The 26,991-nt window shown below is 40.9% G+C and carries 23 protein-coding genes and 1 pseudogene; 5 read left to right on the plus strand and 19 right to left on the minus strand.

What is annotated here, in order from left to right; translation table 11 throughout:
- The first annotated feature begins 1,582 nt into the window (after positions 1–1,582).
- From OM416_RS13775 to OM416_RS13785, 3 genes are read left to right on the plus strand one after another with little or no spacing between them, the layout of a single operon-like run.
- On the plus strand, positions 1,583–3,193 hold the full coding sequence (locus tag OM416_RS13775) for a spore germination protein (protein WP_413775783.1): 1,611 nt from the start codon (positions 1,583–1,585) through the stop codon (positions 3,191–3,193).
- Entirely contained in the window at positions 3,150–4,427 is a 1,278-nt protein-coding gene (locus OM416_RS13780) for a Ger(x)C family spore germination protein (RefSeq protein WP_264930074.1), read from the plus strand. Before OM416_RS13775 ends, OM416_RS13780 begins: the two co-directional genes overlap by 44 nt.
- A gap of 18 nt (positions 4,428–4,445) precedes the next feature.
- On the plus strand, positions 4,446–5,537 hold the full coding sequence (locus tag OM416_RS13785; RefSeq protein WP_264930076.1) for a GerAB/ArcD/ProY family transporter: 1,092 nt from the start codon (positions 4,446–4,448) through the stop codon (positions 5,535–5,537).
- A gap of 1,047 nt (positions 5,538–6,584) precedes the next feature.
- Here OM416_RS13785 and OM416_RS13790 read toward each other — a convergent pair.
- The 9 genes and pseudogenes from OM416_RS13790 to OM416_RS13830 form a co-directional block, all read right to left on the minus strand.
- Complete coding sequence (locus OM416_RS13790) at positions 6,585–7,463, minus strand: 5'-3' exonuclease (RefSeq protein ID WP_264930078.1); 879 nt, start codon at positions 7,461–7,463, stop codon at positions 6,585–6,587.
- Positions 7,464–8,816: 1,353 nt separating this feature from the next.
- Positions 8,817–9,695, minus strand: coding sequence for a toll/interleukin-1 receptor domain-containing protein (locus OM416_RS13795; protein WP_264930079.1), 879 nt, complete (start codon positions 9,693–9,695; stop codon positions 8,817–8,819).
- Between the two features lie 30 nt (positions 9,696–9,725).
- Positions 9,726–10,862: a toll/interleukin-1 receptor domain-containing protein gene (locus OM416_RS13800; protein WP_264930080.1), complete on the minus strand. Its 1,137-nt coding sequence runs from the start codon at positions 10,860–10,862 to the stop codon at positions 9,726–9,728.
- Positions 10,863–10,892: 30 nt separating this feature from the next.
- Positions 10,893–11,573, minus strand: a complete 681-nt coding sequence (locus tag OM416_RS13805; protein WP_264930082.1) for a TIR domain-containing protein — start codon at positions 11,571–11,573, stop codon at positions 10,893–10,895.
- 28 nt (positions 11,574–11,601) lie between these two features.
- The gene (locus OM416_RS13810) at positions 11,602–13,479 is read right to left on the minus strand and encodes a TIR domain-containing protein (RefSeq protein ID WP_264930084.1); all 1,878 of its coding nucleotides are present in this window, start codon (positions 13,477–13,479) and stop codon (positions 11,602–11,604) included.
- Between the two features lie 1,764 nt (positions 13,480–15,243).
- Positions 15,244–15,486, minus strand: a pseudogene (locus OM416_RS13815) (5'-3' exonuclease); the annotation flags it as partial.
- A gap of 193 nt (positions 15,487–15,679) precedes the next feature.
- Positions 15,680–16,045, minus strand: a complete 366-nt coding sequence (locus tag OM416_RS13820) for an arsenate reductase family protein (RefSeq protein ID WP_264930086.1) — start codon at positions 16,043–16,045, stop codon at positions 15,680–15,682.
- Positions 16,046–16,454: 409 nt separating this feature from the next.
- The gene (locus OM416_RS13825) at positions 16,455–17,438 is read right to left on the minus strand and encodes an RluA family pseudouridine synthase (protein ID WP_264930088.1); all 984 of its coding nucleotides are present in this window, start codon (positions 17,436–17,438) and stop codon (positions 16,455–16,457) included.
- On the minus strand, positions 17,435–18,010 hold the full coding sequence (locus OM416_RS13830; RefSeq protein WP_169478806.1) for a cob(I)yrinic acid a,c-diamide adenosyltransferase: 576 nt from the start codon (positions 18,008–18,010) through the stop codon (positions 17,435–17,437). The genes OM416_RS13825 and OM416_RS13830 overlap by 4 nt, the downstream gene beginning before the upstream one ends.
- A gap of 148 nt (positions 18,011–18,158) precedes the next feature.
- On the opposite strand from OM416_RS13830, the gene OM416_RS13835 reads away from it, so the two are divergent.
- The gene (locus OM416_RS13835) at positions 18,159–18,770 is read left to right on the plus strand and encodes a DedA family protein (RefSeq protein ID WP_145146724.1); all 612 of its coding nucleotides are present in this window, start codon (positions 18,159–18,161) and stop codon (positions 18,768–18,770) included.
- 87 nt (positions 18,771–18,857) lie between these two features.
- On the opposite strand, the gene OM416_RS13840 is transcribed toward OM416_RS13835, so the two are convergent.
- The 7 genes from OM416_RS13840 to OM416_RS13870 all read right to left on the minus strand — a co-directional run bounded on the left by OM416_RS13840 (position 18,858) and on the right by OM416_RS13870 (position 23,114).
- Entirely contained in the window at positions 18,858–19,400 is a 543-nt protein-coding gene (locus tag OM416_RS13840; RefSeq protein WP_264930093.1) for a bifunctional adenosylcobinamide kinase/adenosylcobinamide-phosphate guanylyltransferase, read from the minus strand.
- Positions 19,401–19,437: 37 nt separating this feature from the next.
- Entirely contained in the window at positions 19,438–19,989 is a 552-nt protein-coding gene (locus OM416_RS13845) for a hypothetical protein (protein ID WP_264930096.1), read from the minus strand.
- A gap of 168 nt (positions 19,990–20,157) precedes the next feature.
- Positions 20,158–20,379, minus strand: coding sequence for an aspartyl-phosphate phosphatase Spo0E family protein (locus OM416_RS13850; RefSeq protein ID WP_176872852.1), 222 nt, complete (start codon positions 20,377–20,379; stop codon positions 20,158–20,160).
- Positions 20,380–20,566: 187 nt separating this feature from the next.
- Entirely contained in the window at positions 20,567–21,775 is a 1,209-nt protein-coding gene (locus OM416_RS13855) for an aminotransferase class I/II-fold pyridoxal phosphate-dependent enzyme (RefSeq protein ID WP_145146723.1), read from the minus strand.
- Between the two features lie 13 nt (positions 21,776–21,788).
- A complete protein-coding gene (locus OM416_RS13860; RefSeq protein ID WP_024628343.1) occupies positions 21,789–22,289 on the minus strand; it encodes an Lrp/AsnC family transcriptional regulator in 501 nt (166 codons plus the stop codon).
- A 160-nt stretch (positions 22,290–22,449) separates the two neighbouring features.
- A complete protein-coding gene (locus OM416_RS13865) occupies positions 22,450–22,845 on the minus strand; it encodes a spore coat protein (RefSeq protein WP_062833450.1) in 396 nt (131 codons plus the stop codon).
- Between the two features lie 35 nt (positions 22,846–22,880).
- The gene (locus tag OM416_RS13870) at positions 22,881–23,114 is read right to left on the minus strand and encodes a hypothetical protein (protein WP_062833449.1); all 234 of its coding nucleotides are present in this window, start codon (positions 23,112–23,114) and stop codon (positions 22,881–22,883) included.
- 97 nt (positions 23,115–23,211) lie between these two features.
- Here OM416_RS13870 and OM416_RS13875 point away from each other — a divergent pair, with 97 nt between their 5' ends.
- Positions 23,212–24,432: an NAD(P)/FAD-dependent oxidoreductase gene (locus OM416_RS13875; RefSeq protein WP_264930112.1), complete on the plus strand. Its 1,221-nt coding sequence runs from the start codon at positions 23,212–23,214 to the stop codon at positions 24,430–24,432.
- Between the two features lie 127 nt (positions 24,433–24,559).
- On the opposite strand, the gene OM416_RS13880 is transcribed toward OM416_RS13875, so the two are convergent.
- From OM416_RS13880 to OM416_RS13890, 3 genes are all read right to left on the minus strand, one after another.
- On the minus strand, positions 24,560–25,774 hold the full coding sequence (locus OM416_RS13880; protein ID WP_264930114.1) for an MFS transporter: 1,215 nt from the start codon (positions 25,772–25,774) through the stop codon (positions 24,560–24,562).
- Between the two features lie 129 nt (positions 25,775–25,903).
- Positions 25,904–26,470, minus strand: coding sequence for a hypothetical protein (locus OM416_RS13885; RefSeq protein ID WP_264930117.1), 567 nt, complete (start codon positions 26,468–26,470; stop codon positions 25,904–25,906).
- A 120-nt stretch (positions 26,471–26,590) separates the two neighbouring features.
- Positions 26,591–26,968 (minus strand): DUF350 domain-containing protein, encoded by a 378-nt coding sequence (locus tag OM416_RS13890; RefSeq protein ID WP_248278027.1) that lies wholly within the window; start codon positions 26,966–26,968, stop codon positions 26,591–26,593.
- Positions 26,969–26,991: the final 23 nt, after the last annotated feature.

A 26,991-nucleotide genomic window follows, 5' to 3' on the forward strand; every position in this document is an offset into this window, starting at 1 on the left:
AGAATTTGTACCGATAAAAAAAGCCTCTAAATAGAGACTTCGAATGGGACTATCTTCTTGTCCCTCTAGTATGAAAAAGCATTTTTCGCCTATGGGCTATACGGATGGATCGATGAATGGATTGGACAATGAAAAAGACGGTTTAAGCTGTGGCCGTTTCCCGGTACTGAACAGGGAACGGTCGTTTAGTCTTTTCTAGAATCGGTTCTGGTAGGCAATTCCCACTACAATCTGAAATTTGGTAGCTTTACTCGTCACTCCTTGTGTAGATGTGCATACTGCTTTTTTTGAAATATTCAATCTCGCTCGCAAGTGAGCCATTTCTTCTTCCGTACTAGAGAACTTCGTTTTAGGGCGTCCCTCGTTTAGATGCTGCAGATTCTGAACTCATTCCGCATTTCTTTTTCGCAGCCCGTACTTGTACCTGAGATTTATTTTTATTATTCAAACGTTTCGTGAATTCACTATGCTCATGTGTTCTTCGTTGACTATCCGGGCCCCCTCCAATTTTAATTCTGAGGAGTATTGCCGAAAAGTTTGTCCAACTTAAACTATGAAAAATCCCCTCCATAAGCAAGATTAAGTCCATCTTGAGAGATGTCTTTTCTCTGGTCTACTAAAAGGGAATATACCAAAAACGGTGGCTTATAATTTAACATTTTAACTGCTATCGCTTGTGCTGGTTGTACTAATATCTATGGTTGCACTACTCATTAGTTGAACAAAAACAGCCGATCAATTTTTTTGATCGACTGCTTTCAACTGTCTATATTAAGCTGAAATTCTCCGTTGGTTTAATGAGATCAATCCAAAGAGACGTCCAGACCTCTGATTAAAGACTTTATGATTAAGCATAAAACCCCATCTTTTGATATTCAAATTCTGAATGAACGTCAACGACCGTTTGAATTCCCCCTTTCGAAAACTGAAGAAGTATCTTTTATTTATCAGTTGCTAACTTGTCTTTCTGACAATTCGCAAAATTACTTCATCCTGTTTAAGGACATTCTTCAAAATTCAATTAAAGCATACGACGATTCAATCCCGGTCACGTCTTTTGTTTAGCAGGAACATACGTTCACTTCTGTTTGTTTACTATTTCTTCAAATGGTACGGGACTGTCGTAATATTTACATTCCTACGGTAAAGCAGATTAGCGTTGATTAACTGGCTAGATTGGTTGTTTTGAATGTTATACCACATTTTTCCAATAAATTGAGGGATAATAATCGTCACCTGATAATCAGATCCATCCGCTTTACGTCAATGCATTAAGTTAAAGAGAATAGAATACTGCGATAAGGAGAATATAGGATTCCGTTAGCCACACCAATCCTTAAACAAACTTCTGTTTGCGCATTTATATGTATTATTTCCCAATCAAGAAAAACAAAAACAGCTTATTATTTAACATATAATTGTTAATCATTAGATATACGAACCTAAAACCTACAATTTTTGACTTAGCACTGACCTATCAATGAATTTGCACCTAGGAAATCAATCCATATAATGCGAGGTCCAGCAGAACTTCAACGATTTCCTCCCTGCTCGTATATAAAAAAATCCATCTTAAAAAAATATGTATCACATTTCATCGAAAAAGGTGAGTTATTTGTTTAAGAAGCTACGGAGAATTAAGCTCTCCACCATAAATAAAGCAAGAAATACGATTCCACCTTTTACAGCCAAGACCTCTATTCTTCCAAATATAACCCTGCAACTGGCACGGATTCAGGAACGATTTGGTGAAAGCTCAGATTTAATCGTACAAAAACTGGACTATGTTGACGACGATTCATTTTACATTGGAATCTGTTATTTGGAGGGTTTAACGGATCAACAAGCGCTACATCAGGAAATAATGAACATTAAAGTAGTCACCTCAAAGTTAGAGGAACATGCGTATATCAGTGAGCCAAAAATTTTATTAGAGGCAACTAATGGTCAAATTACCTCGGTTGTCGAAGAAGAAATACTAATTAATTATTTGTTCGAAGGATCTGTTGCTATTTTAATTAATGGTATGACAGAAGCCTTTACAGTACCAGTACCCGGGGGTGAACGTAGATCTATCCAGGAACCGACATCCCAAACAGTCATTCGCGGCCCAAAAGAAGGATTCGTGGAGGACATATCGACAAACATAGCGCTTGTCAGGCGTAAAATCAAATCTCCTGACTTACATGTAAAAACGCTCTCAGTTGGAAGATACACTCAAACCAAAGTATCAATTCTATATATGAAAGGCATTGCTGAACCCTATGTTGTTTCAGAGATTCTTCAACGAATTCAATCAATTGACACCGATAGTATTCTGGAGAGTGGCTATATTGAAGAATTTATCCAGGACGGGATATTAACTCCCTTTCCGACTATGTTAAATACGGAACGTCCGGATGCGATAGCTGGAGGCTTGCTTGAAGGACTTGTAGCTATCATTGTGGATGGTACTCCGTTTGTCCTTATGGCTCCGGTTACCTTCTCAAGATTTTTAACATCCAGTGAAGATTATTATCAGAGATATGATATATCGTCATTTCTACGTTTAGTCAGATTGGCGTCATTTTTTATTGCTCTATTTCTCCCATCGTTCTTCATTGCGATTACAACGTTTCATGTGGAGATGCTACCTACAACTCTTCTTATTACGTTGGCCGCTCAACGTGAGGCAACACCGTTTACAACGTTAATTGAAGCTTTTTTGATGGAATTAACATTCGAAGTTATACGGGAAGCTGGTGTACGTATGCCTCGTGCGATTGGACCCGCCATATCCATTGTCGGAGCTCTGGTTTTGGGTCAAGCCGCCGTTCAAGCTGGACTGGTATCCGCTGCAATGGTCATCGTAGTTTCCTTTACAGCCATATCTAATTTTGTATTACCCTCCATTAACATGTCTTCGGCCACACGTTTACTTAGGTTTTTCTTAATGATTCTGGCGGGTACCCTTGGCTTATTTGGAATTCTAATTGGAATTACTGCGATTATCGGTCACTTGGTGTCCCTTCAGTCTTTTGGTGTACCTTATCTGGACCCTACAATAAACAAGAATAATCTAAAAGACATCGTCGTTCGTGTACCTTGGTGGAAAATGAAAACACGTCCCACCTTGATTACAGCTCAACGTACCCGGGAAGGAAGCAACTATGCTGAACAAGCGAAAGATCAAAAGCCAGATCCCTTATCCTAGTAAGGACAGTCTTATTCACAAATCACGTTTCATTGTGATCTTGATGTTGTTCCTTCCATTACTGACGAGTTGTTGGGACAAAACAGAATTAAATGAATTAAGGATTACCACTGCAACAGGCATAGATCTCCTGGATAACGGATGGCAGATTTCATTTCAGACCATTATCCCTTCTTCCATAGCTTCTAACTCGGGCGGCGGATCTGGCGCTTCAGGGCAACCCGGTGTTCACACATTTGCTGTTCAGGCACCCACAATGGGGGAAGCCAGAAACTTAAGCCAGTTAGAGTTGTCTCGGAAAATCTTCTTAGGACATAACAAAGTTATTGTGATTGGCAAAAAGGCAGCGGAAGATGGGATACTCCCCATAATCGATGGTTATCTTCGAAATACGGAATCACGTGAAACGGTACTTATGTTAATTGCTGAAGGTACAGCAAATGATCTACTGCGCAAACTAGTCCCACCTGAGAAATTGCCTGGTAACAGTTACAAAGAATTATTGGACAATGAAAGCCAGATTACGTCCATATTCGCCAAAACTTCTTTATTTGATTTTGCACTTAAGCTTTTCTCCGACTCGTCAAGCATAGGCGTTCCGGTCATATCTATTTCAGGAGACAAGACGGAAGAAAACGATAAGAAGTTAGAATCAATGGATATTTTGAAGGAAACTTCCCCACTTTTGAAGGTAAAGTTAACGAAATTGGCTGTTTTTAAAAAGGATCGGCTTGTCGGATGGCTGAATCGTAAGGAAAGCCTTGGACTCTCATGGCTCACCAATAAAGTAAATCAAACTGAAGTATCCTTTACATGTCCTGACAGGGACAAGTTGATTAACGCCTTCAGTATCACTTCCTCCTCTACGAAGTTAAAGCCTGTCAGAGTAGACAGCCATTTCGTAATGACAGGAACGATTGAAGTGGGAGGTATTCTCGAAAATTATAACTGTACAGAGACTCTTAACAATACCGAAACCATTGAAAATCTTAACAGGAGTGTTGAGGCTCAAATCTTGAATGACATCCGTATAGCCTGGAGCAAGCTCAAACAGTTAAATGCTGATGCAACAGGGTTCTCAGATCAAATTCATCTTACATACCCAAAGGAATGGAAGGCACTTCAACCATCGTGGGAGAAAGAATTTCAAAATATTGAGCTTCAAATTAAAGTGAAAGTTAATATTAAGCACCCAGGGCTTATTCTCAACACCATCAACCAGCCAAAGCCGTAATAAGGAGAGCGTATCGACATGACAACGAAAACAAGCGCATCACAGATAGGCATCACCCTGTTTTTGTTTCAATTGGGAAGTGCCCCGCTGTATCTGCTTGGCGGAACAGCCAAACAGGATGCCTGGATTTCCATAATTCTGGCTGCACTGGCTGGTTTTTTTCTCCTTCTTTTGCATCTCCAGATATTCAAAATGGATGAGAAACAAGATCTATTTGATATATATATATCTTCCTTTGGAAAAGTTATCGGAGGAAGCATCGCTTTTTTATACATCGGTTACTTTTTCTATGAATCTATCCGCGTTGTACGTGATTTAGGAGAAATTGTAAGTGTTACATTGCTTAATCGAACACCTATTTCAGTTGTTCTGCTTGTAACTTTAACGGTGATTGCTTTTGTAGCTCACTACGGACCAAGAGTCTTTTTTCGATTCTGTGGTGTATTTTTATACGTGATACTATTTGCGTATTTCACCGTATTTACTTTAATCTGTATATCCGGTTTACCACAACTGTCATTTATGCTTCCAGTCATGGAGAATGGGTTCAACCCCATTCTCCAAACGGCGTTTCCAGACCTGCTTACCTTCCCTTTTGGACAAACTATATTGTTTCTAACTTTATTTAAATATGCTACAGACCAAAATAAAATCAAGAAAACTCTGTTATGGAGTTACACACTGGTGTCTATTCTACTACTAATCATTAATCAAGTGGTTCTCCTTGTTCTGGGTCCACAACTAGCGACTTTAGCCACATACCCTCTATATACCGTTGTACAGCTAATACAAGTAGGGCACGCCGTGGAACGAAGTGATGTTTTTTTTACACTCATCTTGTTTATTGGATTGTTTATTAAAATAAACCTGTATTACATAACCATAGCGATCGGACTTCAACGGATAACCAAAATCAAATATAAAGTATGGATTAATGTTCAGATTGTGCCTGTTTTTCTGATTTCTATTATATTTCCTAACTATATCGATTTCATGTTTGGAAAGCATGTAACCATCATAACGTATATTTTCCTTTTTTTTCAGATCGTTTTTCCAGTGTGTCTCTTTGCTGTAATGTTAGTTCAGAAGAAACGTAACTCGAATTACTAAATCTGCTCGTAGCCAACACTCTTCTACCAGGATCATTCGTTACCATGTATCTGTTATGTGTCCCTTTCAAACATCTACTGACATAACTTTATCCACATGGACTGATCCGCCAAATCACTTTCAGCACAGTTGGAGCTGTCCTTCCTTAAGTCCCAAAACTAGAGAATGGTGGTGGATAGATACAGACTCTCTGTTGAAATATACACTTTTCAGATATTAGGTTATTCGGTTAACTCTGTCTCATCAAACTTACCTTGAATATGGATCTGCCGCGTGATTCCTTCAGGTGATATCATGCGTTCCAGAATCCCTGATCGTGTGGCTCTTTTTGACACGTTGACTCGAAGCGCCAGACAATCCTCATGTTTATCTCCACTGCATCCAATTTAAAATGCTGAATGGCAGAACCATACACTAACCTGCCCGTTCTTTTGAACAAAAGCAGCCAAATACTATGGCCGGCTGACTCCTTTGTTTTATTGGGCTATGTTTCCCGTTAACTGAAATTCTCTAAAGCATTATAAAAACTTCGAATAATTGATTATGCTCCATTTAAGTAATATCTGCCGCTAACATAGCTAAAAGATTGCCAATATGGTCCTCTCCGTCGTTCGCCTCGTAGTTAAGAGCATAGATTTCTCTAGTTGATGCTTTTATCCCCTAGCATGCTCGAATAAGATCTAAATAGTATACCATTGTCGAACAATTGACATGCATAAGCATCAAGAAAACGACGAGGATACACATATACCGCAACTTCCGCGAGATGCTAACCGCTTTAATACCCATTTGAGCATAGACGTAGTCATTCGTTTCACTGGATTGGTTTCTCTACAAACGAGCTTTACTAGATTCTTCGGGCCAGTCTTAAGACTTTATTCAACCAAACTTTGCACTCCCTGGTGAAATAAAGCGTTTTTCTCTTTCCCCTTTCCGTTTACAATAACCGAGAGGTGTCAATCCTAAATAAAAAAAGCCAAACAATACGATTAAGTATTGTTTGCCCCCATATAAGCTCTAGTTTCCTAAACTTAAGATCGTAAAGAATTAGCTAACATCGAGCAATTTTACAAGACCAGTAAACTCCAACTGATCAAACATTTTAATTGTTTCATCTCGACGCAACTGCCAAATACATCCTTCAATATCCCATTCGATTGGAACATCTAACCTAATACGAGCTAAATCCCTTGAAAGATGGAGCATATCCAAGTTTGCTTCTATTTTGCTTCTAACCCCTTGAGGTAATTTATTCAGATTCTCAAGACATCCTTCAACTGTTTTATACTCACTAATCAACTTAAATGCTATCTTCTCTCCAATACCTCTTACACCAGGATAATTATCCGAGGAATCACCCATAAAAGCTTTTAAATCAATAATCTGTAACGGTGTCAGTTGCTTTATAGCAAAAAGTGTTTCTGTATCATAAACAGTATAGTTTAATCTGCCTTTATTCATAATTACAACTTTAACTTGCTCCGTAATTAACTGTAGCATGTCGTGATCACCAGTTAAAATTAATGCTTCAAAATCATCCTGAAGTTGTCTTGTTAGAGTTCCTATGCAATCATCTGCTTCATATCCAATCACACCAACATTCGGTACTCCCATTTCCGCTACGACTTTTTTAACTAAGTCAAATTGGGGAATAAGTTCAAGCGGGGCCTCCGAACGATTTTTCTTATACAAGCTATAACTCTCGTTGCGAAAAGTACTCGCCCCCATGTCCCAACAACAAACTACATGCGTTGGGCTGAACGTACTTATTGCATCGAAAAAGTATTGAATAAAACCGTAAACAGCATTAGTAGGCATCCCAGCACTAGTTTTGCGAATGTACCCTGAGTAAGAAGTTGCGAAATATGCTCGAAAAAGAAGTGCCATACCATCCACTATAAGAAACTTTTTTTTGTCATCAATCATTAAAATTTTCAACCCCAAAATAATATAATTTTGTTCAAACTATCTCAACTTCTATAGATATAATCATACTAACATATAAGGCTCCGGATAGCCCGTGCTAATATAAACTAAAATTTCTAAGTTCTGACCTATTATCTTCCCAAGCAGAATCTCGTACGTGGCCTTGTGAAATTCATCTTAACACCGAAGCATTCCTTGGCCAAATAAATTGGAAATCTGAAGCTTGCTTATCATAGCTCGCAGCCAGTTTTCTCTCTTGTCGACCACCCTCCGCTGATTTAAAATAGTCCCCAGTATATGTCTTCTTTCAACCACATCACTCTCAATATTTTCCAGAAGAAAATCTCTTACAGCTTCATAAGACCACCTTCCATTAACTCCAACAAATTTCATTGTCAACTAACATACTTCTATGTTTATTAGCCATTCTACGAACTTGCTCAAGCACAATATTAATATTATATATCAGCAATCCTATCTTTTCTTTACCAGTTCCGGAAAATCTGATTCATTAATATAAATGCAGGCGATGTGTCGCCTTCACTAAATAGTTCATCCCACTCCTCGATGTCAACCTGCTACCGCTCAAAGTAGAATTTAGCTTCTGAATTACTCAGTATAGATAGAAAGTTTTTTAAATAATTATGTATTACTTTGGATTTTTTAAGCCCATGTACATCAAAAATTCCTTGAAGGTTGTCCGACATTATTCCCGTAACCACAAAATCTTTAAGAAAAAAAGGAATCCGTTTATCCAAGTTGATCTGCAGTATATGCATGAACCGTAATTCATTATCTGTACTTCACTAATTAAAATGACACCCGTATCATGAATGTCTCTTCCCACATTTATGTCAAACAATATAATCAATGTTTCTTTGTTTAAAATCAAATACTATTTGGATACGAGTCGGATCCGAAGCAAGATCCACATTTTTTTGAGCCGCTGGCTCTTCTTTATGATAGGAGCCTAACACATCTATTCCACAAAAACGGAGCTCATTGATGTAAGTAAAGTACCAACCTTCCCTCGAGCTGATTACATGGGTATGAATCGTTGTAACCTGTGAAAGACATCCAAAAATTTGATCGTTCCTATTTTTGCTTTAGGTATCCTTCATTTATAGCCTTGCCATAGCATGGAATATCTTCATAGTTAAGAAGTGGTATTTTCCCTTGTATGATGTACTTAAATAACGTCTCTGTTGAATGATTATATTTTTTACCTCATATTCATAATCAACTGCACTAAAATCACTGATGTTTTGCAACATTTAAATCCCTTTTTTAAAAGAGTCTAAACCATTATCTAAAAATTTTATTATTTCATCTATTTATTATTTACAAAATCTATTACAATGTCACATTGTTATTAGTTAGATACCCGAATATCTGTTTATAATAATTACCAGTATGAATAAGAAAATCCCTACCAGTATCTTTACCGAGTTTTCTTGAAGTAATATCAATGTGAAATTTGTAATTCATTCGAGGATCTTCTATATCAACTTTTTTCTTAGAAGGCTTATTATCCGAGAGTAACAAAGACTCATCACCTAAATGCTGAGCCAAGAATCCTAGAATTGTGTATACTACAACTTCACCTAATCCTTTTTTGGATCTTTCTTTAAAATGATATGATGCAGCACTATTTGAGGTAATACTGACTTTTGTTAGTATTGACCACTCAAATTCTCTTGAAAACTCAACCACGTCCAATGAAATCTCCAGCTTTTTTTCTTTGTTTATATTCCAATCTATAGCCCAGTCATATACAAAGTTTCTGTCTTCACGTGCTTGCCTAGAAGTAGTTGTTGTTTTTATTGAACTGGATACGGCAAGCAATATTTCCTTTACTCCCTCATCAAAACTTTTAGTATTAAAATCAGACCTGACCTTATCTTGCAATTCAGCAGGGATTTCACAATCGTCAATAATAATCGGTATAATTATATCGCTACCAACCTTTTTTTCTAACTCAAGTGCTAATTCAAACTCACGTTTAAACCACCTTTGCTCATCCGAGTTCAAAACTCCAACGGATGCCTTTGACAATATTATACATATATATTCCGCTTCGTTTATTTCTCTTGTCAGCCTATCTGTCAGCTTATTACCAACTTTGAGTTCCCATTGATCAAAAAAAACTATAATTTGTCTTTTAACCAGTTCAGTGGAAACACGCTCAGCAAATGATTGATCTTCTTTAGCAAAGCTAATAAATATAGCCACTTTTTCACTCCTTTGTTCTTAACGAAACTATTAAATAGACTCTCCCCATATGATCGTCTCAATTACAGGATCATAATAAAGATATTTCATTTGTTCTTTTGTACCGTCACTTTTAAAATCAATACAAAATATATTTTTCCCTATTTCTTTAGAATAATCTAATTCAAATCTAACCCACTCAGATTCAAGGGAGTTATCGGTTCTGACAAAAACTACATTCTTGGATTGTTCTAATCGCCTTTTTAGAATAACTTTTGTATATTCACTACCTAGCTCTCTTTTCAGGAAGTCATTGTCACTTGTCCAGTCACAATATACATTAAGAGAAAGCTTGTTTAATGCTTTAATTATCTTCTTAATGATTGTAGAGTCTTTATAACTATGTGATATAAATACATCATATACTTTTTTGTTCTGTACGTTGTTACTTTCAATTCTGTTTAGTAAATCGAGAGGAGTCATGTAAAATTGACTTCTCTCTGTCATATATTCTTTCTTCTTACCTTTGTATTGTTTTCTTAATTTAACGTAGTTTCCTGTCGACTGTAGGTGCTTAAATGCCATATTCCTAATTTGATTATTCCGTTCACTATCATTAAGTTTGTAAAAAAACTCAATAACTTTTCGTGATTTATATTTCTGTAGTTCTTTAAATATCTCGATCTTTCCGTCAATACTTATGCCTTTTTTATGATAAGCAGCAATAAACGCATCAATATAAAGCGGTTCAATATTTTGAATAAGTTCATTGGCTTTAGCAATCTTTTCATTCCTAATTTGAAAAGCACTTTGCCTTTTGGCTTTGTAAGTATCGAGTTTTTGTTGATAACCATTCTTGTCAAACTTAGCCTGATGCTTGGCAATTGCCCCCTTAGATAACATGTGTTTCACTTTAGGCAAATTTAGAAAATGTTTTCTCGGTGGATGAGGCTTGTATCTAATTTTCTTACCTTTGTTAACTAAAAATACATCTTTCTTTTTATATTGGTGATACCTTTGTTCTAATTCCCTCCACTCTATTGGATACAGATCTTTAAATAACTCCAACAGCGTTTCAGCACTGTAACTATAGGGTAACACATCAGACATATGTCTTAATATTCGACTTAAATTCTTATTGATTCGCATTGTTTCACCAACGTACTTTCTTTGGGCAACACCAGGCATACTTTCGTCCCTCCCTTATTAAGGGTAGATTCAAACACTTTTTCGAATGTTATATTCGTCTTTATTTTCATTAATGTTATATGCTACTTGAAGATATTCATCGATATTATCGATAAAATTAGACCATTTAACAGAACGAATGTAAGAGGACTCTCCTATGTATATTTTGTTGCCTTCAATGTGATTGCTACAATCATTGTAAGTTGGTGACTTAATATTAAACATATTCTCTCTTAATATTGTAAATAAGGTATTGGTTTTCAGCGTCGTGCACTTACAATAGGGACAAGAATTATCCTGAATGAAATACTCATAGCTGTTGTCTTTGTCTGGTAAAACAATTGCCAGCAATGCATTAGTTCCGCTTATTTTACCGTTTCTCATAAGCTTTTTCAGTGAATATGAAATCTCCCAAGGAATCCACTGGTCTTCTTCATTAGTAAAAATCGACTTCATATTTTTTGAAATAAACACAAGAGTAATGGTACTATCAAAAATCTTTTCCTTCAAGCTTGTCCATATTGTATCTTCCTTAAAATCACTTAGATCCTCACCATCACCCTCACCTTTGTTAATGTGATCTTCTTCTTTTAGCTTGGTTTGCAACTCATCCACGTAATGTCTTACGGTTGTAAAATAGTCACCATTGAGAGGATAAACACTACTATCCAAATATTTATATGAGATAAAAATTTTTCTTCCCAACTTCATCACTCCTATGAAATATTTTATCGAATGATTAAAAGCCTAAGGCATCAAGCAATTTATTTGCGAGCAAAGCATAATCTGGGCTAATCATTAACTCTTGATTAAACCCTACAGTTAAATGATTAGGCTTACTCTTCCACCCAGAATTTTGAAATTCTGTTGCAATTTCTGCTGCTCTTCCCCCGACGGATCCAATTAGAAATACTGGAAGATTTCGAGATTTTGCTAACTCAATTTCCTCATCAATACCTGGTGGAATACCAGGTCTTTGAGTTTTCCCCCCTAGTACGATCATACATGCAGCATTTTCATGATTAATCATTGCTTTTCTCATCGCTGTTAAACTCTTTCCACGGTCATTTTCCACAGGATCTACGCCTGTTACCTTTGAATGAGAAGATAACTCATCTACAGTTGCCTGGGTGACAAAGTGTTTCGAGATATACATATGAATTGCTTTGGTAAAATCATTAGGCCTTCTTAGCTTGGCAATATCAAATATAACTTGTTGGAAGGTTGGATGAGCTCCAAAAACAACAGTACCATTTCTATCAAAAATGGCTTGTATAAACGCACAAAGTCCATTCCATAGAGCCTGTTGGTATTCAGGTTCACAGTCTGGAAATGCTCCAGATACAATCACCGTCTTTTTCTGATCCAATGATGGTAGTTGGCCTCTAGAGTAAAGTTCTAAGCTGGATACATACTCATCACAAGAATCTACAAAATGAGGGTCATCAACTAGATCCTGATTGTTTTGTGATGCCATCGGAGCAAGCATTATAGCAGCATCATAAACATGTCCTAATCGTGGATGTTTGGAATAACCCTGTTCAACAATGGAATTGTTAAATACAGCCCGATCATCATCCTTAGGAATTCTTCCATAGAAGCTAACTAGATGCGTCATTGGTCGTTGAAAATAGCGAAACCCGTTTCGAGGAATCTTAACCTGATACATGTAAGATTGCTCACTGATAATTTCAAGAGTTATTTTCCCCTCTCGATCTAACTCACGCATTCTTTGCAAGTTTCCAAAGATGCTCATAGCCTTGTCACGTGAAATTTCAAATGCTTTATGAATAACAGAGTCGACTAAATTTTGTTCGACTTGTCGCAAACCTAAATCTACTGTGGGTTCTGAAAAATGAGGTGACTCAGCTGGCTTTATTTTCAAATTCACTCTGTTTGTCTCTTCACCAAGTTTGACCCATACAATAGGTAAATTCATAGATAATGCCATTTTGAGTTCTAACTCAATCCATGGAGATTCACCGCTTTGTGGCGTGTCCAGAAAAATGACAGCATCACTCTTACGAAGGTTATTTTCAATAACTTCTTGTGCATTCTCACCAACAAGAATATCACTCAAATCTCGAAAACGGTTCTGAGCCCTTAGACATAATGCATCATAAAATCCACCTGCTATTACTTCACCATCAGATCTACGGTGACTTAAAAATAGAGTCATGTTTCTTCTTGTTAACGTAGGTTGTAAGATTGAAACTGCATCTCTAGCTACGACAATTGCAATTGTCTCCAGTTGCAAATTAGTTAATTTTCTTCGTTCAAGAGCATCTTTAACATCATAGCTTTGCGGGTCAGGTATACATTTTGGGGGTACACGATGAGCGGGAGTCATCGAAATCGGATAGAATTTCGTGCCGGCATGAACTGCCTCGTTAAGGAATGTTACAAACTCTGCAGAATAATCATTATCCTCTCGATTAAAAAAAATGATAATATCTTTGTCTGTTGGCTGAGCCATTGATTGATGTAGCATCATTTTGTTTTGAATTGGCTTTGTATCGGTGTGTCTTGACAACTCATAGAGACAGAACTGATAAAATTTACACGCTTGATCGTCGTTTCCTAGTGTGATAGATGGATCAACTATAAATGCTCTCAATTAAAACACCTCTCTTTTATCAAAATTAACTATCTTAATTTGAGACAAAGGCGCAGCTAAATAAACGTCTTTTAGCTGCTCCTGATGTCTGTTAGTATTTAAATTTTTCTGTCTCTGCCTTCACTATTAACTCTGCCTGTTGGAACACCAAACAATTGCCATTTTAAAGATCAGGTGGATTCCTGTATTTCTTTAACAGCCTCTTAACCCAGATTCAGTGTCACATCCCTCTTTAATTGCAACCAACATATTTAAGGAATAGCAGGGCTAACACGATGTGCTTAAATTCTTAATTTAATCTCTATTCAAAACTCTTGTTCGCTGTTGCCATTCCGAGGTTCCTCCTCAGTAGAGTTCACAATAGAGTTTGTTCTTCACTTGCTCCCATCGATCCGCTGCCACACGAATCATTGTTTGAACCGCTCCTGTTCCTCGTTATAACGATCCACTCGAGTGATCTGCTCGTCAAGAGTGATGAGAGACAGTTCGATCCCCCACATCTGATGGATTCAAATTCATAACGAATGCACCTCGCTGGAAGCTCTGAATCAGTGTCATTCCTACAGGACTCTCCAGAGATATCTTTGCAAATCCATTTATAGTGGTCGCTTTGAATCGAATGACGTATATTGGCGGAAACAATCACCGTACCCTCCGTATCTGGAAAGATGGTGATTTTATTCACCGTGCCGCGGCACGCCATAACAAGATCGCTCGAAAGAGTCTCATAACGCTTGACCTTCCGTTCTTCTTCATCAATCGTCTCCAACTGATCCAGTTTTACATCTCCGTTTTCAATATTGGAGATATTCAGTACCTTGATGCTTCCACGCCTTAGGTCTTGCTTGAGAACAGATTTCTCTCGGAATATATCCGCAACATCCCGTAACTTCGCCTTAGGAATAGAGGATTGTTAGAAGAAAAGAAAGTGTAGCTTGATCTTCATCAAGTAGCATGTTAACTCGCCAGTTTTCAAGTTACGTAATGCACGCTCAGGTTCCAACAACATCTTCTGAAGCTGTAATCAACCTACAAGCACTTCCTTTGAAGTCAATTTCAATTTGATACATTTTGACTGACGTATAAGGACGCAAAAATGCATCTGGGAGCATATGTACGGATTGAATAGGGTAAGTCATTCGTTCAATAATCTTCTCGTAACGGATCTTGGTAATCGGCTTCTACAAACTCGCCGCGGTTGAAGTGAACTAACGGGACATTAAATTCGCTCATTCATCATCACCATCTTCAAGCAACTAAACATTTATTATAGATAACTTGTCCGCTGAAGGAACATAGGCTTGTTTGGTCTCTCACTTGTCATTTCAATTGAACGACGTTATTTGTTTGACTTTGACTGTTTGGTGACAGAACTCTCTTTAAGACAACTGGAAAGCTTCTTGTTCACAGTTAAATTCTTTCTCGTTAAACACCTCTGCCTTTTACCTTTAACACGCTTATTGTTACTTCGTCACTTTGTTGGATGGCTGCATCTGTTTTCTTATTACCTTTTCAACGGTAGCCCTTGTTAGTACGTCGAACTCAATTTTGAATAGCATGTTGTTCACTTCCTGATGTCGTCCTTTGTACCGCTCAATCTCGAGCAAATCTTCGACTTCTTAAACCCTCTTCTCTTTCAAGTAGTACATGTCTCGAAAAGGTGCCTCTCACTCAACTTTATTAAATCCCATTTCATATTGGGATTATTAAGAATAAGCTTTGTTCAATTAACATTTTTTAATAATCCCTATAGTTAACAGGTACATAAAAGGAGTATTCTTCACCGCGGAACGTCTTACCGCCCATATCCCAACAACATACGACATGACTTGGCCCAAAAGTCTGAACCGCATCCCAGAAATAACGGATAAATCCGTAGACTGCGTTGGTAGGCAATCCTGCCTTTGTACGTCTGATATATCCGCTTGCAGATGTCGCATAAAAAGCACGGAACAACACCGCCATACCGTCTACCAGCAACAAAGTAGGTTCATTACGTTGATTCACTTGAATTTGTTCTCTCCTATCCAAATCTAGCATATAAAATATCGAAACTAATTCTATCATTATAGCATAGTTCCGCCAACCATCGTTCAGCCAAAAAAGCCCTGAATTTTGAACATTCAGAGCCCATTAAGTGTTTATTCATTCGACAATCATAACAATCATCGAATGACCGATCCCACCATAAATCCATATTTTACGGGTTATTCCATTCCCGCTCATACGTTTCTTCCTTGAAGCCAACCGTAACCTTTTCTCCATCCGTAACGATCGGACGTTTGATCAGACGACCATTGGAAGCCAACAAACGAATCTGTTCATCAGCGGACATGCCCGGAAGCTTGTCCTTCAATTGCTGCTCCTTATACACTTCCCCACTCGTATTAAAGAATTTCTTCACTTCCAGTCCGCTCTTTTGGATCAGTTCTGTTAGTTCAGATTCTGACGGCGGTGTGTCGAAAATGGGGATTAGCTCCAGCTCATGGCCTTGCGCTTCAAGCCATTTTACAGCTTTACGGCATGTGCCGCATTTGGCATATTGATATACTTTTAAATTGCTCATTTTGTGTACCTCCTAGTGTGCGGCTCCGGTGTGGCTCCGGTCTCGACTTGTCACTTCCCTTGGTTTGCTTCGCAAATCCAAAAGTCGCTCCAAATCGATACCATCGCCATGCAACTTTACTGACTTTTGCGAATGAGATCAAAAACACATTCGCTATATTTTTTTGGGTCAAAATCTTACAGCTTTTATATCCTTAAAAGCTTTTGAGATTTGAATTCTTGAAATAATTAACATGAAATTGGTAAACATCAATACATTAAACCATAGATTAGCCTACGGCATACTGTTCGGGTGCAGGAAGCATCCCTCACAAGGGTTAGCAAACACCATAGAACCCCAAACAGGACGGGCCTTGCACAAAGCTACGGCAAAGCCGTCATTTCTTAGGGAAGTTCTTTGGCGCTTTCTCCTAGAGCATCTCCCTTGGAGCTGCCTCATCATTCAAACACTGCTCCAGCGCAGCCATATCTGCTGGAAAAGGGGCCTGGAACGTTATACGTTCCTTTAGAATGGGATGTTCAAACGTCAGTTCACAGGCATGCAAGGCCTGACGTTCGATCCAGCTGTCCCGTTCATCCCGAACAGCTATGGTCTGCTCATCGATCTCGTGCACAGGTAGTGTCTTGTACATCCGGTCACCGATCAACGGGCAGCCGATGGACGTCATATGTACCCTGATCTGATGGGTTCTGCCACTTTCCAGCTTAAGACTTACTGCACTGGCGCAACCTTCTGCCCAACGTGTTACGGTTGCGTACAGCGTTCTTGCAGCATAACCATCAGGTGTTACGATTCGGCGGTGTGGCTCTTCAGGATCGCGATCGATCGGGCCATCCACTGACCCTTGTTCCGGGACAGGACTGCCGTGCACAAGCGCAATATATTTCTTATCCACCGTTCCTGCAATCATCTGTTCAGACACATGCTGATGCACATAGGGATTCTTGGCTATGGCTAGCACACCTGACGTTTCCTGATCAAGTCGATGAATCGGTCTGAACCGGAATCGCTCACCCTTGGATTTCCAGTAATGAACAACGCCATTTGCCAAAGTACCCGTATAATGACCATGTGTCGGATGAACAATGATGCCCGCATCCTTGTTGACAATAAGCAAGTGCTCATCTTCATACAGAACAGTAAAGGGAATAGGCTCAGGCAAAATATCATCCGATTCCTCTTGCTCCATCCGAACTTCAACGACATCACCCGCAGCTACCTTGACGCTAATGTACACGCGCTCTCCATTTAGCATAACGCCTTGTTCTGTCAGCTTGATTTTGGACAAAAGCTTGCGCGACACCAGTAGCCGGCGCTGAAGCACGGTCTTCAGCAGCCAGCCATCTTCTTGCTCGGTCACCGTGTAGACAATCGGCGAATAGTAGTGGCTCATTCTTTGCGGCGGAATACTTTTTTGCTCCGCACATATTCAATATCGGCCACCTGTTGTCTCGCATTGGCCGTCCGTGCAACCACGAAGAAGTAATCAGACAGTCGGTTTAAATACCGTCGTACAGACGGGTTAATGTCCGTATGCTGTCCCAGTGTTACCGTGCGACGCTCTGCGCGACGACATACAGTACGGCACACATGAAGAGCAGAAGACAGCTGACTGCCACCAGGAATAATGAACCGTTCCACTTTTGGATTCTCTGCATCATACTGGTCGATCCATTGTTCCAGACGTGTGACCATTTCATCTCTTACCTTATATTTGGACTCACTAATCTTCACGAAGGCCAGATCGGATCCGCAATCAAACAATTCCTGCTGAACTTCCAACAGATGTTCACGCAGATCTTCGAATTGCCCTTGAGCAGAATCAATCAGGCTGATCGCCTGGCCGACAAAACAGTTCAATTCGTCAATCGTGCCATAAGCCTCAACTCGATCATCATCCTTGATGACGCGTCCACCAATAACCGAAGTCTGTCCTTCGTCACCTGTTCGTGTATATATACCCATCGTTATCCCTCCAATTGTTAATATAATAATGAATACGGGAATGCCATTTTTTCAGAAACCAGTCTATCGCTTTACACGTATATAAGAATTGGTGTGCTCTGCCGAGTATACGACAAATCGAAGGAAACCAAAAGTAAAGGAGACGATTATGCAAAACTGGATAACCGATTTCATGGAACAATACGGCTACATAGGCATTGCGCTCATTATTGCTCTTGAGAACGTATTTCCCCCAATTCCATCCGAAATCATCTTGCCGTTTGGCGGATTCATGACTACCTATACCAGTCTAACCCTTCCGGGTGTAATTATTGCCGCTACCATCGGCTCCGTCCTTGGTGCTGTTATCCTGTATGGTATTGGACTCCTCATTGACGTCGAACGCCTTGAAAAAATTGTGGAACGCTGGGGACATGTTCTGCGCATCAAAAAAGAGGATATTCACCGTGTCGATGCATGGTTTGACAAATATGGCATGTGGACCGTATTGTTCTGTCGAATGGTTCCCCTCGTCCGCAGTCTCATCTCAATTCCTGCGGGCATGTCCAACATGAAATTTGGTTTATTCCTTCTCTTTACAACCATTGGTACACTGATCTGGAATGTTATTCTTGTCTCCGTAGGCGCTGCACTTGGCGCATCATGGGAGAGCATTTTGCACTTTATGGACGTTTATTCCATTGTAGTGTACGTCATTCTGGCCATCATTGTCATCGGATGTATCATCTGGTGGATCAGACGTAGCAAAAAGCAGAAATAAAAAAGGATAGACTTCATAAATAAAGCCTCCTTGCAACCATTTCGTGGTCGAGGAGGCTTCTTCATATCACCCGTTTATGTCATCTCGTTACCGTTCGTCTTCATACCGCATTTCCTGACTCTTCAGATCGATGGCCAGACCGGATACCAGCATGTACATCTTTTCAGCATGGATCTGCAGCATCCGGTTAACCGAGGCCATTCTCGCTGTAAATATCCGTTCTTCCTCGGTAGGATGCAATGTACCATGCATTTCATTGGTAATCACAAGCAACTTCCCCTGATAAGACAACAATGCATCAAGCAAAAGCTGAGTTTCTGAACGCTGGTGATTCAGATCGTCTGTTGCCCTGAAACCGGCAGCCATCCATGAGGTCAGACTGTCTACAATTACAATTCGCTGATCCGCCAGAAAAAGATTGGATTCCCGATTAATCTGGGTGATCACCTCTGTCAGTTGCTGACCGTTCCCGGCATGAATGGCACGATAATGAGCGGATGGCAATTCGGGAATAACGGGATCATGATCACCAGTGGATAAATATACGCCCTCCCGGCTAATTCCGGCTGCGTACTTGAGGGCAAACCTGGTTTTACCACTACCTATGCCGCCTGTGACCGTAATCAGCAATCCGCTTCCCTCCTTCCACAGCCATTCTGTATTTTCTTTACTCTGTCAGCGCCTTCAGCACTTTCTTGGATTCTTCGACATTGGAAGCAGACACCGGAATGGTGGCGAACAAATTGCTCGCAGCATATTCTACATCTTTAAACATTTTCATGTCTTCGAGCGGAATGCCGTATAGATGTGATTCTTGCTTGAGATCTGAACCGTCATCTCCTTCACCTTTCTCCACCAATACACCGCCCTCAAATACACCCCGTTCATACTTCTTCGGGTCAAAGGTATCATCCAGCGGAATGTTGGAGCCATTGCTTCCGTATTGTTTCATGTCGGATTCAGGCAAAATGAAGATATCATGTCCGCCAGCCGCATACTCCACCATAATTTTCTGAACATCATACATCGCACTTGTGATCACTTCCACCTTGGGTTCCTCGCCCAGTTTCTGTTGCAGATTAGCCTGTAACTGCTCTGAGATTACAGATGGATTTCCTTGGTTATCGATGATGAAAATGGAAAAACCATCTTTACCGCCACAACCCGCAAGCAGAAAAACGATAGAAATGATCGCAGTAAGCCCCCAAAATCTCTTCATTCCAGTTCCCCCTTTAGTCTCCTATGTCCAATATATCACAATTGTTCCACGCAAAAAAATAACCTGTCTTATCGGGGGATCCCCCTTGCTTTACAGACAAAAAAAGAAGACCCTCGCAGGTCTCCTTTCTAACTCAATAAAATGAAACGTTTCAATTCAACGAAAACGTTATTTTCCTTTAATCGGGTTGGCCTTCATGTATTCATTAATCTTGAGATCCAGCAAACTGCTGATTTCAATTACAATATCGGATGTGAATGATTTCTCTTCGAGGAAGATCTGTTCCATCTTGCGACGAAGCATATGAATCTCATCTTCCAAGGAAATGTCATGCAAAGATGCGTTATCGGGTTTCACCGACCATCGGTCGCCATGATCGCCTTCTGCCAGATAGTGCCCACGATTAGTCGGTAAATCATATTCAACACAAAACAAAGCCAACCCCTCCTTGGAAAAATGGTTTCCAAATATATGAAAACTTATTTCAAATTGAAATTATATCACAATATTTTGCAAAAGAAAGTTATTTTTTTCCAATAATACAATATCACAGTTGTCTCATGCTACTACTTTACTATTAACCCTCTTTTTGCACTTTGTAAACAAAGTTTCCGATTCGTTCCAAAGCTTCATTCAATTGGGTTACAGAAGTAGCATAAGAGCAACGCAAGAAGCCTTCACCTTGAGGACCAAAAACATTGCCGGGAACAGCAGCGACTTTATTCTCCGTTAACAATCGCTCAGCAAACAGGTCGGAACTCATGCCTGTCTTTTGAATACTTGGGAATGCATAGAATGCGCCCTGAGGTTCATGACAATCAAGCCCAATATCCCGGAATCCCTGCACAATCAAACGTCTGCGCTGATTATACGATTCTACCATCCGGTCTTTCTCACCCAAACCATTCGTCAATGCCTCAAGCGCAGCAACCTGACCCATGGCCGGAGCACACATTACCGTGTACTGATGGATTTTGAGCATCGCTGCAATAAGTTCAGGATGACCACACATGTACCCGATTCGCCATCCAGTCATTGCAAAAGCCTTGGAAAATCCGCTTACCAGAATGGTCCGCTCCTTCATGTCCGGAATAGCTGCAAAGCTGACATGTTTTTGCGTATACGTCAATTCAGCGTAAATTTCATCAGCGATCACAATGAGATCATGCTTTTTGATCACTTCAGCAATAGGCAACCACTCTTCATACGTCATGATGGCTCCTGTGGGATTACTCGGATAACACAGAATAACCACTTTCGACTTCGGTGTGATGCCAGCTTCAAGTGCTTCAGCCGTTAACTTGAACTGATCTTTCGCATAAGTTTCAACACCGACCGGTATACCTCCACCGATGGAAGCGATTGGTGAATAAGCCACGTAAGAAGGTTCAGGAATGAGAATCTCATCGCCAGGTACGATTAATGCACGCAAAGCCAGGTCAATCGCTTCACTGCCACCCACAGTAACAATAATCTCATCCTTGGGATCGTATTTGGTATCAAACTGAGTATCCAGATAATCGCTGATGGCTTCTCTCAGCTTCGGCATGCCTGCATTGGATGTGTAGCTGGTCATACCTCTTTCCAGCGAGTATACACAAGCTTCACGCATATGCCAAGGGGTAACAAAATCAGGTTCACCCACACCCAAAGTGATTATATCCTTGTTGTCTCCAACCAGATCGAAAAATTTGCGGATTCCGGATGGAGGTATCTGTTGCACGAGAGGTGCCAGATAAGACGTCATATTCTTGTTGTTTCCGGTTGTCTGTTCATTCACTATCATGACACATCTTCCTTTACGGCGAGATCATGAGACGGTTGTCTTCCTGATGGTCTTCAAAGATGATCCCGTCCTGCTTATATTTTTTAAGGATAAAATTCGTTTTGGTTGAAAGTACAGAGTCAATCGGAGACAATTTCTCCGACACAAAGTTAGCGACTTCACGCAGGTTACCACCTTCTACTTCAACGAGCAGATCGTATGCACCTGACATGAGATATACGGATTTCACTTGCGGATAGAGATAAATGCGTTCGGCAATCCCTTCAAAGCCACGACCACGCTCCGGCGTGATCTGCACCTCAATCAGGGCCGTTACTTTCTCATCATCTATTTTGCTCCAGTTTACAACGGTTGCGTATTTCACGATGACGTGGTCTTGTTCAAGCTGTGCCACGGCGTTCTTGATCTTGTCTTCCGACTCCCCCAGCAGCGTTGACAGCAGTGCGGGAGTCCTTCTCGCGTCTTCCTTCAGCAGATCCAGAACTTTTAATTGCAGATCGTTCAAATCTTTCATGGTTTTCCCTCCAGCGTCATCCAGGTTCCTGAAAATGAATTAATACTTATATTACATGAATTTAACGTTGATGCAAAGACAAAAGACCGCCTGCCCTGAATTCAGGCAAGCGGTGGTATGGTCTTGGTTAGCCAAGTGCTTCAAACCTCATTTCCACAGGTTACATGTAATAAGGGTTACCGTAATTCGGCTGATGCTGAGGCACATTGGGGGCTTGGCTATATGAACTGTTCTGCGTGTTCTTTTCTTGTATGAATTGCTGACACTTCTGTTGCGTCTGGTGTGCAGACTGGATTTGCTTGTCCACATCCTGACGAAGTGCCTTGGACGAGACAGAATACATGTTGTTTTGCTGCATCAGATTGAACAGTTCCCCTTGTAATCTCAGGGTATCGTTCGTTAAGTCTGTGAACATTCGACGTGTCATCGGGCAGGAAGCTTCAGTTGTCGCAGTCGTATATTCGCGCGAGGTTCGTCTTAAATCTGCAAGAATCGACTTCAGCAAATCCTGCTCCTGCATAAAAGCGCCATTAGATGATAAAGATTGAGAATACATGCGTTTTCCTCCTATACAGTTAGAGTTGACTTTAATTACTGAACTTGCGCTGGTGCAAGAGATTGATGTTGCTGCAGCGCATTGACAAGCGTGTTCAGATGCTGTTCATGTGAGCGAACATAGTGATTCAGTGCCTGTTGAATTTGGGGGTTATGTGTGATGGAAGCTGTGGCTGCACACTGCTTAATCAGCAGTTCTTCATTGGTGATCGAGTCCGCAATGTAGTTCAATTCCTTGGGACTCAACGCTTGCATAGCTTGATTTTGCATGTTTCGGTGGCCTCCTCGGCATAAAGTTTATGCACAATTATTGTTAGCCCGGTCACACAAAAGTATACAAATTTAAATCATAAAGGGGATGTTTCTAATGGATCTGGTCTATGGCACACCGTTCTGGCCTTCCACTTTTAATTCAACGTTCAATTATCCCGCTCTTCGAGAAGACATCTCGTGTGACTGCCTCATCATTGGCGGTGGTATGGGGGGCGCTCTGACTTCGAAACTGCTCTCAGAGAAAGGTGTTAACACGGTTGTTATTGATAAGCGAGATATTGCCCAAGGCAGCAGCTCTGCCAATACAGGTCTCTTGCAATACACGAATGACAAGACCCTAACATCATGTATTCATACCTTTGGTGAAGCCAAAGGCGTACGTTTTTATGAACTTTGCCGGGAAGCCATGAAACAACTTACTCAGATTGCGGGTACTCTGGATACGGATCCTTGGTTTATTCCACGAACAAGTCTTTGTTTTGCAAGCAGTGAAGATGATGTGAGCCTATTGGAAGAAGAATATCAAACGCTGAAGCGCTACGGCTTTGAAGCTGAACTGTGGAATGCGGACAAAATCAAAACACATTTCCCCTTCAGCAAACCAGCTGCACTGTATACGATGGGAGATGCGGAAGTGAACCCCTATCGATTCGTTCATGCCTTATTTGAATCTGCCAATAAGCGTGGGGCCCGAATCTATGGTCAGACCGAAATGATACACTGTGAATACGATGAAGATGGTGTAGTATGCCACACTTCCAACGGTAAAATCCGTGCCAACAAAGTCATAGTTGCTGCCGGTTACGAGACACAGGATATCAAAAAGGATCGCGGAGCCTATCTGAAAACGACCTATGCCATTGCTACCAAGCCGCTACCTGATCTTAAGGAATGGTTCGAGCACAGCATGATTTGGGAGACCGCACGCCCCTATTTGTATATGCGAACAACACCGGATGGAAGAATCATCGCAGGTGGTTTGGATGAAGAAATACCTCGGGAGGATCAACGTGAAATTCGGGCAAAACACCGGGGAGACACACTTCTGGAAGAGGTCCGTTCCTATTTCCCTTTAGATGGTCTTGCAGTCGATTATGCCTGGGGTGCCGTGTTTGGTAATACGAATGATGGTCTGCCACTGATCGGCACACATCCCGATTATCCGCATTCTTACTTTGTGGAAGGCTATGGAGGCAACGGGACGGTGTACAGTATGATTGCTGCTTCCCTGATTGCAGATGCCATAACTGGCAAGCAGAACCCTGATATGGATCTATTCTCACTCACACGTACAAGTAAACCCTCTCCCGTATAACATCCGATTTGAGCTGTATATAAGCTATGCATGAGTTATAAATAATTAAGGGTACAGTGCTAGGAAAATTATCTCTTTCCCGAATCTGTACCCTTTTGGTTACGAAACCCTATATATTAACGGCCCTCTAAGCCGAAGGCTCTTGCCCTTCCGTTCGATTCAATAATTTGTGCATAAAGATCCAGCCGATTAACGGAAAAGCACCCAGGACAATAATAAGCCAGGTTAACATGCGTAGAGATGGAGCATTCATAACCGTCACTATAAATATGGCCAATCCAAAAAGCCTGCCGAGCATCAGGCATAACTCTCTCAAAACGACAAGTTCAACCCTTTTCTCCACATTTTCGCCACTCGTGCCCATCATGTCGAATCCCGCTGATATCATTGGCAATACATATAGCGGCATTGCGACAGCACTCCCAATCCCCATGATTAACAGCGTACCATAGGTGACTTTCCAGAGTAGAGGAAGGAGCACAAGCAGCAGAATCAGGGCTCCGATGAACATACCTCTTGATCTATACTGCGGTTTAAACCATTTCCCCGCTGCCCAATAGCTTACAAGTGCCACGGCTGAGGTGATGAGTGAGAACTGCCCCAACTTGTACTCCTGTGCGGTTGCCACGTAGACAAGCAGTGCAATCAGGAAGGCAAAGACACCTTCACGCGCACCTTGAGCGAACAAACCCAAAGCCAAGGTTCTCCATGGACTATCCCGTTTGGATAGCTGTGTCCAAGGCTCCGACCACCGGTATGTACCGCTCACCTTTCTTTTCTTGAGAAAAAAACTAAAGACTACCGCTATGACATAAATGATGAGCGATATCGTAAATATGAGCCGATACCCCGTGTTGTCTGTCATACGGGTAATAATCAGACCAGAGAACCATGGGCCTATAATTCCTGTCATCGAGCCAAGTAACCCAACCCAGCCATTAAATAGATCCCTGTTTGCCCGATCCGTTATTTCAAAATACACGACATTAAACGCGATCCAGAATAGCCCGAGCGAACAACCCAGTAGTATGCCTAGAGGCCAAATCCAGTCTACAGCGTTGGAACCCGCCCAGAGGACAATCATATAGAAAAGGCCGGACAGCGCAGTACCTAGACGTAATGCACTCATTTTATTGTGTTCCTTGACCCATTTGCCAGCAAGCCAGAACGTGAGTCCAATAGCCAGTTGCTGACTGATGGTGAACCAACCCAACATGGCATAATCCGGACGGCTTTTCCACAGAAACACATTTAAGAAGGTTCCTGACAATGCTCCGGCTAACGCAAACAATCCATTCACGCCCAAAAGCAGAATGGATTGTCGGCCTAAAGTAATCTTCATCTGCTCCTCCTTAATCCACCTGAAGTGAACTTTACACAGGTAGGTCTCAGGGTTAACGTACCCCAAGCAAGAGGAAAACATGATGAATCTTCAGGATTGCTTTGAAATTAGTTTTAATCTCCGGAATGCTTATTTCTGCGCACTTAGATTCTGGATCAGACGTAGACGGTCATCCTCAGACAGACTGTATTGAACTTGGAAACATCCAGAGCACACATAGGTTAGCACCTTGAATGGTGTTGACAATAGTGACCCTTCACCTGAAGCAGCGTTAGCAACTGGTGTGAAGTTATCCTGTGTTGCGGCTTGTGTACCTGCGAGAATCATGAATTCCCGGCAATTCGGGCACTCTGGTACTTCTTCCTGATGATCAAGTTGCTGCTGTACACCTTGTTCATACTGAATCAGATCATTACCTTCATCCGCGTATTTGGTTAACGTTCGCAACTCCGGCAATTTGAGTTCGACTTCATCCCCCCACAGATCAGAAAGATCAGTAGTCTGTTTCTCGTTCGTTACATCGTCCATATCATAGATGTCGTCCTCAGCTTCATCGTTCTCTTCATCATCGATGTTAATGTTGAGCGTACGGTATCCTTTTAATTCATTGTGGCAATAAGGACACTCTTCTTCAGGACCGAGCTCCTCATCCCATACAATCTCCGTCTGACACCAAGGGCAAACTGTTGTTTCCATGTTTAATCAACCTTTCTCTTTCAAATAATCATGTATTCATTACATAAATGACACCGATGGCAAAAAAAACAATCGATGCCGCAAACAGAATCCGTATCAATATTTTCATGACCGGTCCCCCTAGATAATGCTCGCGCCAATAACAAACGACAACGAGACGGAAATAATCATGGATATCAATCCGACAGCTCGGTTATCCGCTTCGATCTCCTTATCAATGGAGAACACGGGTGTGAGGAATTCGAACAAAAAATAGGCAACAAGCAGAAGGATAAATCCGACAAATGACCACGTCATGGCTTCATACACCGAAGATTTAGCCTGTATGCAGAAACGCAGTACGTTACAGATCCCGAAAATCTTGCCTCCAGTGGCCATCGCAACGGCCACATTGCCCTTCTTGATCTCCGTCCAGCATTTATATTTGGTCACCAGTTCGAAGCAAGCCAGAAATACAAGCAGCTCCATAATCGCTACCGAGAAAAAACCGAGTACCATCCCCAAGGGATGCGACAGCAATT

The sequence above is a fragment of the Paenibacillus sp. LS1 genome, assembly GCF_026013365.1.
Classification (GTDB): Bacteria; Bacillota; Bacilli; order Paenibacillales; family Paenibacillaceae; genus Paenibacillus.